This is a genomic window from Pseudomonas sp. E6002 (genome assembly GCF_013385565.1).
In the GTDB taxonomy this organism is placed as follows: domain Bacteria; phylum Pseudomonadota; class Gammaproteobacteria; order Pseudomonadales; family Pseudomonadaceae; genus Aquipseudomonas.
The window spans coordinates 105,107-120,783 of sequence record NZ_JACAPT010000017.1; the positions used below are offsets into that span (position 1 = coordinate 105,107).

Consider the following 15,677-nt stretch of genomic DNA (forward strand, 5'->3'; position numbering starts at 1 on the left):
CGCTGCAACTGCCTGTTTTGCGTGCGTTTTATTTTGTGAACAAAAAATGACCAGTCAGCATTTTGCCCCGCGAAACTTGCCGGCAGGGCCTCTGCCAGAATTCCATCAACAGAGTTATCCACAGGGCACGCTGCGACAAAATGCCCTTTAATTGCGCTCGGCGAGCAGCATCAGGTTGCGCGGGGTGAGCGGTGTTTCGCAGAAGCTGCCGACTTGAACCCTGTAACCGTTTTCTTCGAGAAACAATGCCCGGTCCAGTACCAGCCACATTTCCAGCGGGCGCCGAAACAGACCACGCACTAATTCCAGGTTTCGCACCTGTGCCAAGCGCTGCCAGCCTTGGGCCTCCAGTGCCGACCAATCCTGTTCCCCTGTGGATAATCCCTTGAGGGCCGCCAGTTCGCGGCAGTAGTCGGCGAACGGCTTGGCCAGCCAACTCGCGGGCAGGGACGGAGTGGGCAGGTAAGCATCGCTCCCGCGCAGTTGCCGCTGAAGGACATCAAAACCCAGGCGCCTGGCCATCGACGTATCGCGCTGCTGACGCACCCGCGCGCCTGCGGTAACGGTTTCGCTCAGCGGCAGGCCGAGGTCTTCCACCGATAAATACAGTGACGACGCCTGGGCGGCAATCGACAGCGGCGGGTACTGCTCGGCGCGGATGCGGTTGTAGCAGCAGGGCGCCACGGCCAACTGCTGGCAGCCGGCGGCGCTGGCCAGTCGGAGCAGGCGCACATGCAGGTCGCCGCAGGCGTGCAGTGCCACCGGGGTTTGGTCGCGGCTGATCTGTACGTCGGCCATCACGTCTTGCAGGCGATGGGTGACGGGCAATTGATGGTGTTCGCTGAGGGCTTGCCCTGAGGCGATGAGGGCCGGGTCGTATTCCAGGCAGGTCAGTTGCTGCCCGGGTTGCAACAGGCGGCGGCCGAGGTGGCCCTTGCCGGCACACCAGTCGAGCCAGTGTTCGGGGGTTTGGCGAAATTGCAGCGCGGCGCCGAAGGCTTCGATCTGCTGCCATTTGCGGCCGGGTACATCGACGTTCAGGCGATGACGGGCGGCCGGTAGCGGGCGGGACGGTAAGTTATCCACAGCACTGAGATTCAGCGACTGCATGGCCAGCTCAGGGAAAGGCGCAGGCGCCGGCAGGTGGTGAGGCTGGTTATGGCTGGTTTCCGCTTCGGCCAGCGAGCGCTGGCGCAGCCAATGGGCCAGTTCGGGATGCTGGGTTTCCCACGGCAATTGCAGATGGGTAAAGGGCCGTGGTCGCCACAGCCCTTGATGTTCGGTGAGGAACGCATCCAGCGCCTGGAAGCGGGCGAGCAGTTGCTCACCCGTCAGCAAGGCGTCAGCGGCCCTGGCAGGCATCGACCCGCAACCAGCGCTCCAGCAGCTTGAAGAAGCGCACCAGGACGTAGGACATCAGCAGGTAGAACAAACCCGCTGCGAAGAAGATCTCCACCGGCAGGTAGGTGCGGGCAATGATCGTGCGGGCCATGCCGGTCAGTTCCAGCAGGGTCACGGTACTGGCCAGGGCGCTGGCCTTGAGCATCAGGATCACTTCGTTGCTGTAGGCCGGCAGGCCGATGCGCGCGGCACGCGGCAGGATGATGTAGAACAGCGCCTTGGGCCTGGACATGCCCAGCGCCCGCGCGGCTTCGATTTCACCCGGCGGGATGGCCTGGATCGCGCCACGCAGGATCTCGGCTATATAGGCGGCGGTGTGCAGGGTCATGGTGGCGGTGGCGCACCAGAACGGGTCCCGCAGGTACGGCCACATGAAGCTTTCACGCACGGCGTCGAACTGTGCCAGGCCGTAGTACACCAGGAACAGCTGCACCAGCAGCGGCGTGCCGCGGAAGAAGAAAATGTAGCAGTAGGGCAGGGTGCGCACGTACCACAGGCGTGACGAGCGGGCGATGCCCAGCGGGATTGCCAGCAGCAGGCCGGCGATCACGGCGATGGCCACCAGCTCCAGGGTCAGGGTTGCGCCCTGGGCCAGTTTCGGCAGCCATTTGATGATCACGGCCCAGTTCAGGCCCAGGTCGAAATGCGACAGCCAGCTGTAGTCGCCACTCATTGCGTGCTCCTCGCAAAGCCGCGCGCGGCACGTTTTTCCAGGAAGTGCATGCCGGTCATCGCCAGGACAGTGAGGCCCAGGTACATGAAGGCCGCGACCATAAAGAAGGTGAAGGGCTGCTTGGTGACGGTCACGCCGATCTGCGCGTGGCGCATGATTTCTTCCAGGCCGATCACCGAGACCAGCGCGGTGTCCTTCATCAGAATCATGAACAGGTTGCCCAGGCCCGGCAGCGCGATGCGCCACATCTGCGGCATGATCAAGCGGGTGAAGATCCGGACCTTCGACAAGCCCAGTGCGACACCGGCTTCACGGTGGCCCTTGGGAATGGCCAGGATCGCGCCGCGGAAGACTTCCGTGGCGTAGGCGCCAAAGCACAGGCCCAGGGCGATCACCCCGGCGGCGAAAGCGCTGAGGGAAAGGTCGGGGTTGCCGAAAAACTCCCCGAGGGAGCGCATCAGGTTGACCGTACCGAAGTAGATCAGCAGGACCCACAGCAGTTCCGGGATGCCGCGAACCAGGGTGGAGTAGCTGCCGCCAAGCCATTGCAGCGGCTTGTACGGGGAAGTCTTGGCCAGGGCGCCGGCCAGCCCGAGCACCAGCCCGAGGCACAGGGCGGTGAGCGCCAGCTTGACGGTCATCAGCGCGCCGGCGGCGAGCGCCGGGCCGAATCCGTAGAGGTCGAAATTCATGGTTTAGTCGTTTCGCAAGGCAAAGCTCAGGACCGGCGCACTCAAGCGAGCACGCCGGGCAGGCCATTCAGGATCACTCGATACTGAAAGGGAAGTACTTGTCGTTGATCTTCTTGTAGGTGCCGTCGGCCTTGATTTCAGCCAGGGCTTTGTTCAAGCGCTCGCGCAGCGGGTCGCCTTTGCGTACGGCGATACCGATCTTGTCGCTCTCGACCACCGGGTCGCCCTTGAATTCGTAGGCGGAGCCGTCTTTGCTTTTCAGCCACTCGTACTGCACGTACTTGTCGGCGAGCATCCCGTCCAGGCGGCCGGAAGTCAGGTCGAGGTAGGCGTTTTCCTGGGTGTCGTAGAGCTTGGCGGTGGTGTCCGGCAGCTTGTCTTCCAGGTAGGTACCGGCCAGCGTTGCGCGCTGTGCACCGATGATCTTGCCCTTCAGGTAGTCCGCGTCGGTCTTGAAGTCTTTGTTGGCTTTGGGCGCGATGAACTGCAGCTTGTTGGAGTAGTACGGGTCGGTGAAGTCGACGGCCTGCTTGCGTTCATCGGTGATGGACAGCGAGGAGACCAGGAAGTCGAACTTCTTGGCATTCAGGGCCGGGATGATGCCGTCCCAGTCGGAGACATACACTTCGCACTTCTCGACTTTCATCTTGGCGCACAGGGCGTCGCCGATGTCCTTGTCGAAGCCGACGACGTTGCCGCTGGCATCTTTATTGTTGAACGGCGGGTAGGCCGCTTCGATCCCCATTTTCAAGGTTTCAGCCATCGCCGTGGCGCTGAACGCCATCGAAACAGCGGCGGCCAAGAGGAATTTTTTATAGTTCTGCATGCATGTTGCTCCGTTAGCGGTTGCTGGACATGAATTGTTTGCAGCGCGCCGAAAGCGGGTTTTCAAATACCTGCTGTGGCGATCCTTGCTCTTCGACCAGGCCCTGGTGCAGGAACACCACTTCACTGGACACCTGGCGGGCAAAGCCCATTTCATGGGTGACCAGCAGCATGGTGCGGCCTTCTTCGGCCAGGGCGCGGATCACATTAAGTACTTCCTGAACCATTTCCGGGTCAAGGGCCGATGTGGGCTCGTCGAACAGGATGACTTTGGGCTGCATGGCCAGGGTGCGTGCGATCGCGGCGCGTTGTTGCTGGCCGCCGGACAGTTGCGCGGGGTAGGCATGACGCTTGTCACTGATGCCGACCTTGGCCAGCAAGGCTTCGGCGATTTCAGTGGCTTCGGCCTTGCTCTGGCCGAGCACGCGGCGCGGGGCCTCGATGATGTTGTCGAGGACGCTCATGTGCGGCCACAGGTTAAAGTTTTGAAACACAAAACCGATTTCGCTGCGCAGGCGGTTGATCTGTTTGCCGTCGGCGGCCACCAGTTCGCCGTTTTTCGCAGCCTTGAGCTTGAGCTCTTCACCAGCCACCAGGATTTGCCCCTGGTGCGGGTTTTCCAGCAGGTTGATGCAGCGCAGGAACGTGGACTTGCCGGAACCGGAGGAACCCAGGATCGAGATCACATCGCCGTCGCGGGCGGTCAGCGAGATACCTTTAAGCACCTCCAGCTCACCATAGCGTTTATGCAAGTTGCGGATTTCAAGCGCGGGCGTGGCCTCAGCCATGTGCGGTCCTCATTGTGTTCATTGCGCTCCTGCTGTTGGCCCGCCTTCCTGGCGAGGCGCCAAGCTAGCATAGCGTCCGGATGACAGCCAACAGCCCTGCAGGCGGTAAACAGACGGTCTGCGGCAGGGTGTCGCATCGGCACAGCAGTGTGTCGCGCCATCAACAACCGAACAGCCGTTTGAACCAGTATTCCTACAGGTTTCGCGTAAAAAAGGGCGCGATGGTGCCAGCTTTGGCCGGGTGTTGGAAGGGTTAAACCGGCGAACGGTCCATATCAGCCCTTTAATGGGGCGTCACGCACAAATTGTGTGTGTTTTTGGTGCACTGATTCGTCTTTCAAGTGAGTCGCACAGTAACGCTATAGCGGAATGCCATTAGTGTCAGTGACTTACGAGAGCTATTGAGTTTCCCTACAGCCCGCGTCAATCGCGGCTCTGTAACATTTTGGCGCAAATCTTGCGTAAAAAATAAAGAACGCCCCGTTGGTTTCTTTTCACGAGAAAGACGCCAGACCGGGTGGACCGTATTCGCAATTCCTCGCAAAGGTGTGTCAATGAGTAGTACGCAAAGCTCCAATGACCTCGAACAGGGGCTCAAACCGCGTCACGTCACCATGCTGTCGATTGCCGGCGTTATCGGTGCCGGGTTGTTTGTGGGCTCCGGCCACGCGATTGCTGCGGCGGGCCCGGCCGTGCTGCTGGCTTATGCCGCCGCCGGTACGCTGGTGGTGTTGGTGATGCGCATGCTGGCCGAGATGGCCGTGGCATCGCCGGACACGGGTTCGTTCTCTACTTATGCCGACCGTGCGATCGGGCACTGGGCCGGTTTCACCATCGGCTGGTTGTACTGGTGGTTCTGGGTGCTGGTGATTCCGCTGGAAGCCAACGCTGCCGCGACCATCCTGCACGCCTGGTTCCCCGGCGTGGCGATCTGGGCCTTCACCCTGATCATTACCTTGCTGCTGACCGCGACCAACCTGTTCAGTGTGAAGAACTACGGCGAGTTCGAGTTCTGGTTTGCGCTGATCAAAGTGGTGGCGATCATCGGGTTTGTGATCCTCGGCATCCTGGCGATCTTCGGCTTCCTGCCGGGCAGTCAGGTCAGCGGCGTTTCGCACCTGTTCGACACCCAGGGCTTCCTGCCCAACGGCATGGGCGCGGTATTGGCGGCGATCCTGACCACCATGTTCTCGTTCATGGGCACCGAGATCGTGACCATCGCGGCCGCTGAATCGAAGAACCCGGGCCAGCAGATTTCCAAGGCCACCAACTCGGTGATCTGGCGGATCGGCTTGTTCTACCTGGTGTCGATCTTCATCGTCGTGGCCCTGGTGCCGTGGAATGATCCTGCGCTGGCAGCGGTCGGTTCCTACCAGACCGTGCTGGAACGCATGGGCATCCCGAATGCCAAGCTGATCGTTGACCTGGTGGTGCTGGTGGCCGTGACCAGTTGCCTGAACTCGGCGCTGTACACCGCTTCGCGCATGATGTTCTCCCTGGGCCGTCGCGGTGATGCACCGGCGGTGTCCAAGATCACCAACAAGAGCGGCACGCCTTACTGGGCGGTGTTGCTGTCTACCGGCGCGGCGTTCCTGGCGGTATTCGCCAACTACGTGGCACCGGCGGCGGTGTTTGAATTCCTGCTGGCCAGCTCCGGCGCCATCGCGCTGCTGGTGTACCTGGTGATCGCCGTGTCGCAACTGCGCATGCGCCAGAAACGCACGGAAGCGGGCGAGAAGATTGCCTTCAAGATGTGGCTGTTCCCGGGCCTGACGTATGCGGTGATCGTGTTCATCGTGGGCGTGCTGACGATCATGTTGTTCCAGGAAGCGCATCAGGTGGAGATCATTGCCACCGGGATCCTGAGCTTGCTGGTAGTTGCGGCGGGGCTGATGGTGTCGCGTCGGCGCAAGGGCCGGAAGGTTGGGGCGGCGGTGCTTAACTGACGGAATGCTTTCGTCGCAATACCGTTGATCAAATGTGGGAGCGGGCTTGCTCGCGAATGCGGTGGATCAGTCGACATTTGAGCTGACTGACACACTGCCTTCGCGAGCAAGCCCGCTCCCACATTTCGTTTTGTATCAGTCTTCGGAGCTAACCAGCGCCTGTGACGCCGCGACGTAATCGGCCTGGAATTCCGGCGATTCAATCCACGCCAGCGCTGCCGCTTCATCCTCGGTATCCGTGGCCCACTGGCGATACTCGATCAGCGCCGCGAGGATAAAGTCCGTCGCTTCTTCTTCGCCTTCCTGCTCCAGTACCACTGCCAGCAGCGGGTGCGCCAGGAACACGGCACACAGCGCCTGCTGGCTGGTTTCGCCAGCGGTGCGCATCTCGAGGAACAGCTCGGTCAAATCCACCGATTCAAGATCAATGCGGCTGTCATCGCCGGCAAAGGCATCCGGCTTGGTGGCGACGGCGCGTTGGGTGCGATTCTGCTTGGCCTTGGCTTTTGCCCGGTGGGCGCGTTTTTGCTGCTTGTTCGGCGAAGCCATGGGCTCACGTCCTTGGTGTCAGGATCTGGGGGTGGGGTATTGAAGCGCAGGTCTGGAAAAATCCCAAGGCTTTCTAGGTGCGATCCGTCACTTGGCGCCCCGGCGTGCCGTTGGCCAACTCTCCCCGTTGCAGCCAAGCCAATGCAATCGGCCACAACCGATCTTGATACTGGCTGCGAAAGAATGCGAAGTGTCCGACCTCTTTTTCGCCGATATCTTCAGGCGCGATCCGCAGGTGCGTGCGCTCGCTGCCGTCGAAGTAACCCAGCAGGCGCTCGATTGCCGCCACCGTGCCAAACGGGTCGTCGGTAATGCTGATGGCCAATATCTGTGCTTTCACCCGCGAAAACGGCAACTCGGGCAAGGCTCGCCCACTCGGACGTTTTTCATAACTCGGCGTCGGCGTACTCCAGTCGCGTACCACGCCCGCCGGGGTATCCTCCAGCCAGCCTATGCGTTTGCCCGGGAAGTAGCCAAAAACCGCTGTCACCAGCGGCATCACCACATGCCATTTGGCAAGCATCCGCCAGCGCCCGCTCGCCTCGTAGTCGCGCCAGTAGGCAAACTGCGCGCCTACCGTCACCAGGCGCCGAATCACCGCGCCGGAAGCCCCGAGCCCCGCCGCACATCCGCCAAAACTGTGCCCGACCACATCAATCGGTTGGCCGGCAAACTCCCGCTGGGCCCGCTGCAGGATCGCTTCGAAGTCCAGCACGCCCCAATCGGACCATGAGGCCTTGAACCCTTTCAGCGAGCCGCTGCGGGATTCGCCGATGCCGCGGTAGTCGTAGGTGATGACGTCGAAGCCATTGGCAAACAGGTAATCGGCAAACCGTGAGTAGTGACGGCAGCGTACGGAGGTGGCGGCGTTGATGATGACGACCGGGCGTTCAACGTCTGTGCGCGGATGGCGCCACGTGAAGCCGCCGATGGAATGCCCATCGGCTGTGGGCTCGCGGAATGCTTCGGCTTGAGGTCGGACTGGCAGGTTCATGAACAGGCTCGATCATTGCGCTTTCGATGGGGGGTCAAAGGCCCGTGCGCAGTTTTATGAGAAGTCGAAACTAACAAATTTCTGCTATGAAGGCCCCGGGGATTTTTCTGAGGCTCGACCTGAGCGGCACAGATGCCTAGGCTTAGACCCTTTCGCCCACCAGAGCCGGCCCATGACCCGCGACACCCTCGAACAAAACCAGATCCCGATCTACTTCGCCAGCGTGGTGCTGGCTGCCGTTGTCGGCCTGCTGGCGCCCTCCATGTCTCAAGGTGTGGCCGCCCTGGTTACGCCCGCCATCGCCGTGCTGATGTACGCGATGTTCCTGCAAATCCCGTTTCTGGACCTGCGCCAGGGGCTGGGCAACAAACACTTCATGGCCGCGTTGCTGCTGGCCAACTTCATCCTGATTCCGCTGCTGGTGTGGGCGCTGACTCGGGGCCTGGTGGAACACCCGGCGATCCTGGTGGGTGCGTTGCTGGTGCTGTTGACGCCGTGCATCGACTACGTGGTGGTGTTTACCCATATCGGCAAGGGTGACTCGCGGTTGATGCTGGCAGCGACCCCGATTCTGTTGTTGCTGCAACTGCTGCTGTTGCCGGTCTACCTGGGGTTGATGCTGGGGGCGCAGTCGCAGGTGGCGGTTGCAGTGGGGCCGTTTGTCGAAGCCTTCCTGCTGCTGATCGTTGCCCCCATGATTCTGGCGGTGCTGACCACTTCCCTGTCCCGGCGCTCACCGGTCGTCAGTGCCTGGAGCGATGCCTGGGCCTGGCTGCCCGTGCCGGCCATGGCGCTGGTGCTGATGGTGGTGATCGGTTCGCAGATCACCGCCGTGGTCCGCGATATCGGCCTGCTGGCGCCGGTGATCCCGGTGTATATCGGCTTCCTGTTGCTGGCCCCGCTGATGGGGGCGCTGGCTTCGTGCCTGTTCAAGCTATCGGCGCCCACGGCGCGGGCGGTCACCTTCAGCGCCTCCACGCGTAATTCCCTGGTGGTGCTGCCGCTGGCGCTGGCGTTGCCCGAAGAGATCCGCGGGCTCGCTGCTGCAGCGGTGATCACGCAAACCCTGGTGGAATTGGTAGGGGAGCTACTCTACATCCGGCTGCTGCCGCTGCTGATCTGGCCCGCTCGTCGTTAGGCGGATGAATGTTTGATTCCGTTCAGGGCTTATTCAGGGTGGCGTTCGGCAACATGAGCCGGTTTACCCCACCTGACAGGCTGAATAATGGATCAACACAATCGCTTTCGAATGGAATCGCTGGGTATTTTCCTCATCGCCCTGCTGCTGTTCACCCTGGGCATCTGGGACCAGCAGCCACAGGGCTTCGACGGCCGCTGGGCCGTGTTCATGCAAGAGATGTTTCGCCACGGCGCGAGCCTGTTTCCTACCACCTACGGTGAGCCTTACCCGGACTATCCGGGCACCGCGACCTACCTCAGCTACCTCTTTGCCCGTTTATTCGGCGCGCCCAACGACCTGGCTAACGTGATGCCCACCGCCCTGGCGTCTGCCGGGGTCATGGCGCTGATCTACCGCTTGCTGGTGCCGTCGGGCCGGGCGTGGGCGCTGCTGACGGTGCTGCTCACCGCATTGACTGCCCAGTTGCTGGAGAAGTCGCGCTCGGTGTGCCTGGACCAGATGATCTCGTTGTTGTGCCTGGGGTGTTTCTACCTGCTGCATACCGGTGAGCGCCTGGGCTCGCGGCTGCGCCAATATGCGATCTTTCCGTTGTTCGTGGTGGCGTTTGCCATTCGCGGGCCGCTGGGGTTGATCGAGGTGTGCGGGGTGGCCTGTGTCTACTGGGCGCTGGGCACCGCTCGTACGCGGCAAGAGCGGATTGCACTGCTGAAAAAGGTGATTGCCCACGGCGTGGTCGGTTTGATCCTGCTGGCCGGCTGTTGGTGGGCGCTGTTGAAACTGGCGCGGATCAGCGGGGGCGATGCTTTCGTCGATGATGTGCTGCGGATGCAATTCACCGGGCGCCTTGATGAAACCGGTGAGGCGTTCTACTTCTACTTCAAGCTGAGCCTGTACCGCTATTTCCCGGTGGTGCCGCTGGCCCTGGCGACGATGATTGCCCTGCGCCACAAATGGTCGGCCCGCCACGACGATGCCGATGTGCAGTTGATGCTGCGTTTGGCCGCCTGCGGACTGATGATTTTGCTGGGCTTGTCGGTGCCGCACTTCAAGCGCGCCTATTACATCGTCCCCATGGTCCCGATGTTTGCCGCGGTGGCCGCCTATGGCTTGCTCCAGGCCCAGGGCTGGTTGCTCGGCGTGCGGCGTGGCTATGAGTGGCTGGTGGCGGTCCTGCCGGTGCTGGGCATTGTCGTGGTGTTTGTCTGTCGGCATCTGTGGCACAAGCACGGCTACTGGCCGGACGTTTCAGTGCCGGCGCTGGTGGGTGTGCTGATCGTGCTGCAACTCGCAGCCGTGATTGCCTGGCGCCGTTTGCAGGGCAATCTCGGCCAGCGCCTAGTGGTGCTCAGCCTGATTGCGCTGGCCACCCAATGGCTGGTGCTGGTGAAGGTTGTGGAGCCGGCCAAGGACCTGCAATTCGACACCAGGAACTTCGTAAGCGCGGTGCAAAAGCTGCGTGCCGATAACCCCGGGACCCTGGTGTTCGTCGATCTGGCCAAGGACACCTGGGCGATTCGCTACATCATGAACCTGGATCACGACGAGCAGCCGCTGTTCATCGGGCGCAACCAACCCTTGCTGGTGGATACACTGCCGCGCCCCGCCTGGGTGATTGTGGAGCGCAAGCAAACCGCATTGCTCAGCGGCACGCCGCTGGAGCATATGGCGCCGGTGTTCAATGGGCGGTTGAATGACAACCCGCTGCTGGTGTTCCTGGTGAAGTGACTCAGTCGCCTTGACATCCTTGTCGGTGGTAACGCCGACAAGAGTGGCGATCACTGGGGAATTAAGGATGGATCAATGGGGTCGGAATGAGGTGTTGATAACCGGCGCTTTGGATCGTCTTACTGTATGGTCGCCGCCTGGATGACCGGTTGGTCTGATTGGAGCGCTTTGCAGCCTGCCGCAAAACAGGCGCCTGCTAGGCTTGGGTACTTTCGTGGTGATGAGTTTGGGTGCGACATGGAAGCAGTAAAAATGGATTTTGAGTATGCCGGTGCCGAGAGCGTCGGTAGTGCCCACGTGATCGGCCGTTCCTGGCTTGGCGGCCTCAGCATCTGTTTTGACGGAGGCTGCAGCTACCCCTCGATGATCAGCGTGCTGGAGGCTGTGTTCAGGCGCTACGGACGCCTGGTGCGTTTTGGCGAGTCGCTCTCGGCGCAGGATTGGATTGCGCGCGTGGAGGAGAGTGGTTTTCACATCTCCGAGCAGGAGCGGGTTGCGGTGTTGACGTTGATGCGGGGCGGGGGCTGAAGGAGTCAAAAACGGCAGGCAACAAAAAACCCGCACCAGGCGGGTTTTTTGTGTGTTTCAGATGACGTTTGCACCACCTGAAACTAATTAGTGGTGCAGAGACGGAATCGAACAGTTGGAATTAGTTGTTGATTTTAAAGGGTTTATATCGTGGTGGATTCCGTATCTACTCACAAATCTACTCTCTTTTTACAATTTCGCTCGCTTTTGAACGAGCCGGTGTCGGGAAAAATCAAACCACGGGACTAGCTGGTTAGCTGCGACGAACGGTAACCAGCGAGCAGCTATGGTCTATCGAGCAGTTGAGGGAAGCCGAAAGGATCTTTAGCCAGAATGAAAAAAGCCCGGCACTTGGCCGGGCTTCTTGTACGAAAAGTTTTCGACGTTTACACCGGAGAAAACGCAGTCAAGATCTCGTGAACACTTGGCTTTTGATCCAGGCGACGAATCATTGCATCGTACTGGTTCAAATCCTTTGGCTCGCGAGCAGGGCGCACTTGCTGGTTCTCAAGGCTCATTGCGCTTCTGGCTACTGCCGAAGTATCAGAATCCGCTAAGCGTTCTGTTGAGAAGGTCATATCAGGCTCCTTAATCTGCTCGGTTGAAAAAACGGGGATTCAATTCAGGCCGGAAATAATGCTTCCGATCTATCCACACAAACCCATCATGCTTGCTAATCACTGCAACATCTATGGGGCCTGACACCGATTCGCTAGGTTTCGTAACCCTTTCCTTGAGTGACTCTAGCTCAATCAGGCTTTTTGCCAAGGCCGCCATGTCTGGCAAAGGAAGCGAATGTATAATATTGGACAGAGGAAATACATGCTGGTTTCTGATTTCCTGATACCACCTGTCTGTATGCTCTTGGTGGGCAGCACCTACTAGTTCCGCGAGTCGCTCCTCTGTAAGCGGGCTCTGGGCCCCGCATTCTGCGATCACTCGCCTACCCAAGTCGGTAAGCGCCTGTTGAGTCGAGCCGTAGGTATTGCCCAAAACGTCTGGTGCGACCCCCATTCGAAACGTATCGATCATATGCGTTGTAGCAAACGGCTGGATGACGGCGGGCGAATTCGCGTCCATCACCCTTGGCTCATTTCGCTTGAATATCAGCCGATCACCCAACAGCCCGTAGCAAACATAGACTTCGAGCGAAGGGAAATATTCCTCCTTGCCGTAGCCTGCGACTACCACACCTGTTTCGTCGGCGAAATTGAGGAACTCTTTGACGGCTAGCTTCACCAGCGCAACGATGAAACGAGGGATGAGGTATCTGCGTGAGTCTGACTGTATAAATAACAGAACTGACGTCGGCGCCTCCTCTGTGAGTACAGCCGAAGTTTTGGCAGTGGCATTGGCAATATCTGCTTCAGTTAAGAGATCCGGAAGCAGCAGAGCGTCGATTTCTTCCTCTGTGAGCGTCAGTGCCGTTTCAATTTCAGCATTACTTTTTTCAGCGAGCCCCTCAATATCCTCAACCCCCGCGTGATTGGCGACCAGCATCTGAAGGCGAAAGTGAGCTGCTCCGATTAGGCTGACTAGCGCCTTGTCCTTCGCCTCATCGGAGAAAAACTTGTCATTGTGCTGAATGAACTCAAAAAAACGCTCGGGATAAGTTTTGAGATTGTCGTACTGTTCCTTTCCGAGCGACTCTCGGAAAGCTTTGATTGGCAGCTCCCAGGGAACACCTTGCAGCCCAGCAGAACCGTAAATCATTAAGCCTACGGGGCCGGATCGAGCAAGCTCGTATAGCTTGTTGGCTCCCTTAAAATACCTGCGCTCCTGTCTACCGTCCTTCCACGAGGTGACGGTAACGGCACTATCTGCAGCTAATACGACAGCGGTACGGTTCATGATTGCGATTTCGGCTGTCATTCTCTGTCCCTGATTATTCTTGACGTCACGGATGGCTATATATGCCAGCCTTTAGGGCTATTGGTAATAGCGAGCAGGGCTGTTGCAAATAGCTTAGCTAACACTGAGCATTGCGATTACTTTGTCGAAAGATCTTCCAATATTAGGTAATTTCGCCTCGGGGGGGGCTTGCAACACAGGCTGCCCTTGCCTCGATTTCTGCGGACGGACACTACCCCGGATCAGGGTAGCGGTCATTCATGGGGTGTTTCGCGAAAGGGAGGTGTTCAGGATTCTCTGTAATTAACCTGGGCTCCCATTTCGGTATGGCAGGTGCCGGAAAAGCCAGCGAGATCCCGGCAGTTCACTCTCGCGGCTACAAGCGCATTTCCCTGATGACTCGCCTTAGCTCAGCTCCCCGCGACAGGGCGCGCCGGGCGTCCTTGGTAAGCTGGTCGAGCGCTTGCTCCTCGAATGCTGCCGCCATTGCGCTGGCCTTCCTGACGATCAGCAGCGCCAGCTCCGGCGGAAACACCACCTTGTCGGCGGGTAGATAATCACAGTCAATAACGGACATCGACTAATCCCTCGATTTACGGGGCAGTGGTATGGGGTAGCCAACTCCTACCCCATCGTTGGCGGGATTAACCTTTCTTTGTTGGGGGCGGCGGAGGCGGACGTTTAGCGTCTTCGTTATTTTTCACAAATCTCATTGGTGGCGGCGGTGGCGGTGGCGGTGGTTTCTGATCGCTCATTTGGACTGACCTCGGGGTGGTGGTGGATGTAAAAGGGGAGAAAGGAGCACAGCGCCAGGATGATAGTCAGTGTCACATACGAAGCGAGGGAGCCAAGGTACTCGGTCCGCTTATCGTTGTTGGCCGTATTGGTGGCAGCCCCTTCAATGTAATAGTTCTGAATTACCAGCCTAAAGTAGGTATCACCGTCATCTGGGTTCTTCCCATAGGTTTTGAAGTGAAGATTTGAAGATTCACGGTACTTCTCGAGCTCAATCAGCGTAGGCAGGCCTTTGTCGTAATCCTTCAGCTGCCACGACGACCAGAAGTAACGCGCGCCACAGAGAAGCAGGAAGATAGTGAACAAATAAAAGATCCAGAAAAAAACACCAGATGGGCCGTCCTGAGTCGTAGGCGCCTTGTTAAGCATATAAGAGAGAAAGGAAGCCACTGCAACCATCATTGCCAGCGGCAGGTTTAATCGAGAAATCAGCTTTTCTTTCCTATCCATTTCGTAAAAATAGATTTTTTCGTAAAAGCTGAAGCGTTCTTTTTCGTCCATGTTTAGCACCGGTGCTTGTTTATGCGGGGCGTCACATTTGTGAGCTTCATTCGAAGCTTATGCCACGTTGAATTACCTGGCGCCAGCACCGAGCGCATTTGAGATTGGTTTGCGAAATAATCACTATGTGCTCCAGCTTACTGTCAGGTCGCCGAAGACCTTCGCAAACTCTTGACAAGCATCTGGCTCGATCACTTTTCCTTTCACGCTGAGAGCCTCCCAGCGCTTAGTCTGCGGGCGAATTAAGCGCCACTTTCCGATGAACATCCGTCAAGTGCCTGTCTAGTATTACCTGACGCGCTAAGGATTTGTCTGGCCCGGTATTTCACCCCCCATCCCGCCAGCAGGGCCTTGATATTGATCGAGCAGCTACCTTGACGGGTACTTCTAGAGTTCTTGACGAGGCTGGTGCTGGCCAAGCTGCGAGAATGCCCGCAAAGCCCTGCCACGCTTGGCTTTAAGCGATCCTGCTGCTGGTGGCGCCAGATAAATCCGTCAAGACCTGTCAAGAATTTCGTCAAGGCTGGTCAAGGATAGCGGTCGCGTTTGCCCGGTTCGACCGACTGCCACTTGTCCCGCAAGTAACTGTCTCGGCTCGCCCCCTGTTTCTGGACGAGGTAGCTATCCGGCGGCATGCCCGATCTGCCGCCAGCCTTTGCTCAATTTGGCCCGAGGGCCGACCTGGATGAACTGCAGCCTCTCCAGCCGTCCAGAGCCTGTCCAGAATCCTAGCTTGTGTCACGACTGCCCAAGGCTGCCGGCGACGGCCAGCTCAGCAATGCCCTGACGAATGAACACCAGGTTCTCATCCAGCGTTTCCAGCGCCCCGCGCACGTTATTGGCAATGTCTGCCGATCCGCGCCGTTCGACCCAGTTGGGAAGCTCCTCTACCGCGGCGCCCAGGGCGAGCTGGTTTTGATTGAGGCGGTCGAATAGGCTGGCAATTAGCTTGGTATCCGTCATGGTGGTTCTCCGTGTTTCGAGAGCGCGTAGCACCAGCGCCGTGGATGCCCGGAATCACCTTTAAGTGGTTTGCGTCTGCCGGCGGCAAAGTGGCCTGGTGATGTGATACGGGATTTCCCCGCATCTACCGCTTGAGCCCCGCCCGCATGGGCCGATGGGCGTTCTCAGGCGGCCACGCCCGCCGAATCCGTCTCATGCCTGTCTCACATTCGCCAGCGATTCGGTAAAAGCCAGGTAAAAGTAGGCGGGCCGAAAGCGCCGTATCCGTCTGGGGTCTGTCAGGGGTATCAGCGGCCACGGTGCGC

General features: G+C 59.1%; 16 protein-coding genes. 4 read left to right on the forward strand and 12 right to left on the reverse strand.

Going from position 1 to position 15,677, the window contains the following annotated elements; all coding sequences use genetic code 11:
- Positions 1–147: 147 nt before the first annotated feature.
- The 5 genes from HX815_RS14955 to HX815_RS14975 form a co-directional block, all read right to left on the reverse strand.
- The gene (locus HX815_RS14955) at positions 148–1,362 is read right to left on the reverse strand and encodes a methyltransferase (RefSeq protein WP_177028489.1); all 1,215 of its coding nucleotides are present in this window, start codon (positions 1,360–1,362) and stop codon (positions 148–150) included.
- Positions 1,343–2,032, reverse strand: coding sequence for an ABC transporter permease (locus tag HX815_RS14960; RefSeq protein ID WP_032899447.1), 690 nt, complete (start codon positions 2,030–2,032; stop codon positions 1,343–1,345). Before HX815_RS14960 ends, HX815_RS14955 begins: the two co-directional genes overlap by 20 nt.
- A gap of 38 nt (positions 2,033–2,070) precedes the next feature.
- A complete protein-coding gene (locus HX815_RS14965; RefSeq protein ID WP_003218063.1) occupies positions 2,071–2,766 on the reverse strand; it encodes an ABC transporter permease in 696 nt (231 codons plus the stop codon).
- Between the two features lie 73 nt (positions 2,767–2,839).
- Entirely contained in the window at positions 2,840–3,592 is a 753-nt protein-coding gene (locus HX815_RS14970; RefSeq protein ID WP_003218061.1) for an ABC transporter substrate-binding protein, read from the reverse strand.
- A gap of 13 nt (positions 3,593–3,605) precedes the next feature.
- Positions 3,606–4,379, reverse strand: a complete 774-nt coding sequence (locus tag HX815_RS14975) for an ABC transporter ATP-binding protein (RefSeq protein WP_003218059.1) — start codon at positions 4,377–4,379, stop codon at positions 3,606–3,608.
- A gap of 554 nt (positions 4,380–4,933) precedes the next feature.
- Here HX815_RS14975 and gabP point away from each other — a divergent pair.
- Complete coding sequence (gene gabP / locus HX815_RS14980) at positions 4,934–6,325, forward strand: GABA permease (protein ID WP_003218057.1); 1,392 nt, start codon at positions 4,934–4,936, stop codon at positions 6,323–6,325.
- Between the two features lie 135 nt (positions 6,326–6,460).
- Here the strand turns inward: gabP and HX815_RS14985 are convergent, their stop codons facing one another.
- Both HX815_RS14985 and HX815_RS14990 read right to left on the reverse strand, forming a co-directional pair.
- On the reverse strand, positions 6,461–6,874 hold the full coding sequence (locus tag HX815_RS14985) for a hypothetical protein (protein WP_063033519.1): 414 nt from the start codon (positions 6,872–6,874) through the stop codon (positions 6,461–6,463).
- A gap of 73 nt (positions 6,875–6,947) precedes the next feature.
- Positions 6,948–7,868: an alpha/beta fold hydrolase gene (locus HX815_RS14990; RefSeq protein WP_102604466.1), complete on the reverse strand. Its 921-nt coding sequence runs from the start codon at positions 7,866–7,868 to the stop codon at positions 6,948–6,950.
- A gap of 172 nt (positions 7,869–8,040) precedes the next feature.
- On the opposite strand from HX815_RS14990, the gene HX815_RS14995 reads away from it, so the two are divergent.
- From HX815_RS14995 to HX815_RS15005, 3 genes are all read left to right on the forward strand, one after another.
- Positions 8,041–9,006, forward strand: coding sequence for an arsenic resistance protein (locus tag HX815_RS14995; RefSeq protein ID WP_177028490.1), 966 nt, complete (start codon positions 8,041–8,043; stop codon positions 9,004–9,006).
- A gap of 87 nt (positions 9,007–9,093) precedes the next feature.
- Entirely contained in the window at positions 9,094–10,734 is a 1,641-nt protein-coding gene (locus HX815_RS15000; protein ID WP_177028491.1) for a glycosyltransferase family 39 protein, read from the forward strand.
- A gap of 252 nt (positions 10,735–10,986) precedes the next feature.
- A complete protein-coding gene (locus tag HX815_RS15005; RefSeq protein ID WP_008435692.1) occupies positions 10,987–11,262 on the forward strand; it encodes a hypothetical protein in 276 nt (91 codons plus the stop codon).
- Positions 11,263–11,648: 386 nt separating this feature from the next.
- Here HX815_RS15005 and HX815_RS15010 read toward each other — a convergent pair whose 3' ends face one another.
- The 5 genes from HX815_RS15010 to HX815_RS15030 form a co-directional block, all read right to left on the reverse strand.
- Positions 11,649–11,840, reverse strand: a complete 192-nt coding sequence (locus tag HX815_RS15010) for a hypothetical protein (RefSeq protein WP_024072856.1) — start codon at positions 11,838–11,840, stop codon at positions 11,649–11,651.
- A 10-nt stretch (positions 11,841–11,850) separates the two neighbouring features.
- A complete protein-coding gene (locus HX815_RS15015) occupies positions 11,851–13,134 on the reverse strand; it encodes a hypothetical protein (RefSeq protein WP_177028492.1) in 1,284 nt (427 codons plus the stop codon).
- 355 nt (positions 13,135–13,489) lie between these two features.
- Positions 13,490–13,690, reverse strand: coding sequence for a hypothetical protein (locus tag HX815_RS15020; protein WP_024072858.1), 201 nt, complete (start codon positions 13,688–13,690; stop codon positions 13,490–13,492).
- A gap of 116 nt (positions 13,691–13,806) precedes the next feature.
- Complete coding sequence (locus HX815_RS15025) at positions 13,807–14,409, reverse strand: hypothetical protein (protein ID WP_177028493.1); 603 nt, start codon at positions 14,407–14,409, stop codon at positions 13,807–13,809.
- A 738-nt stretch (positions 14,410–15,147) separates the two neighbouring features.
- Complete coding sequence (locus tag HX815_RS15030; RefSeq protein ID WP_177028494.1) at positions 15,148–15,372, reverse strand: hypothetical protein; 225 nt, start codon at positions 15,370–15,372, stop codon at positions 15,148–15,150.
- Between the last annotated feature and the right edge of the window lie 305 nt (positions 15,373–15,677).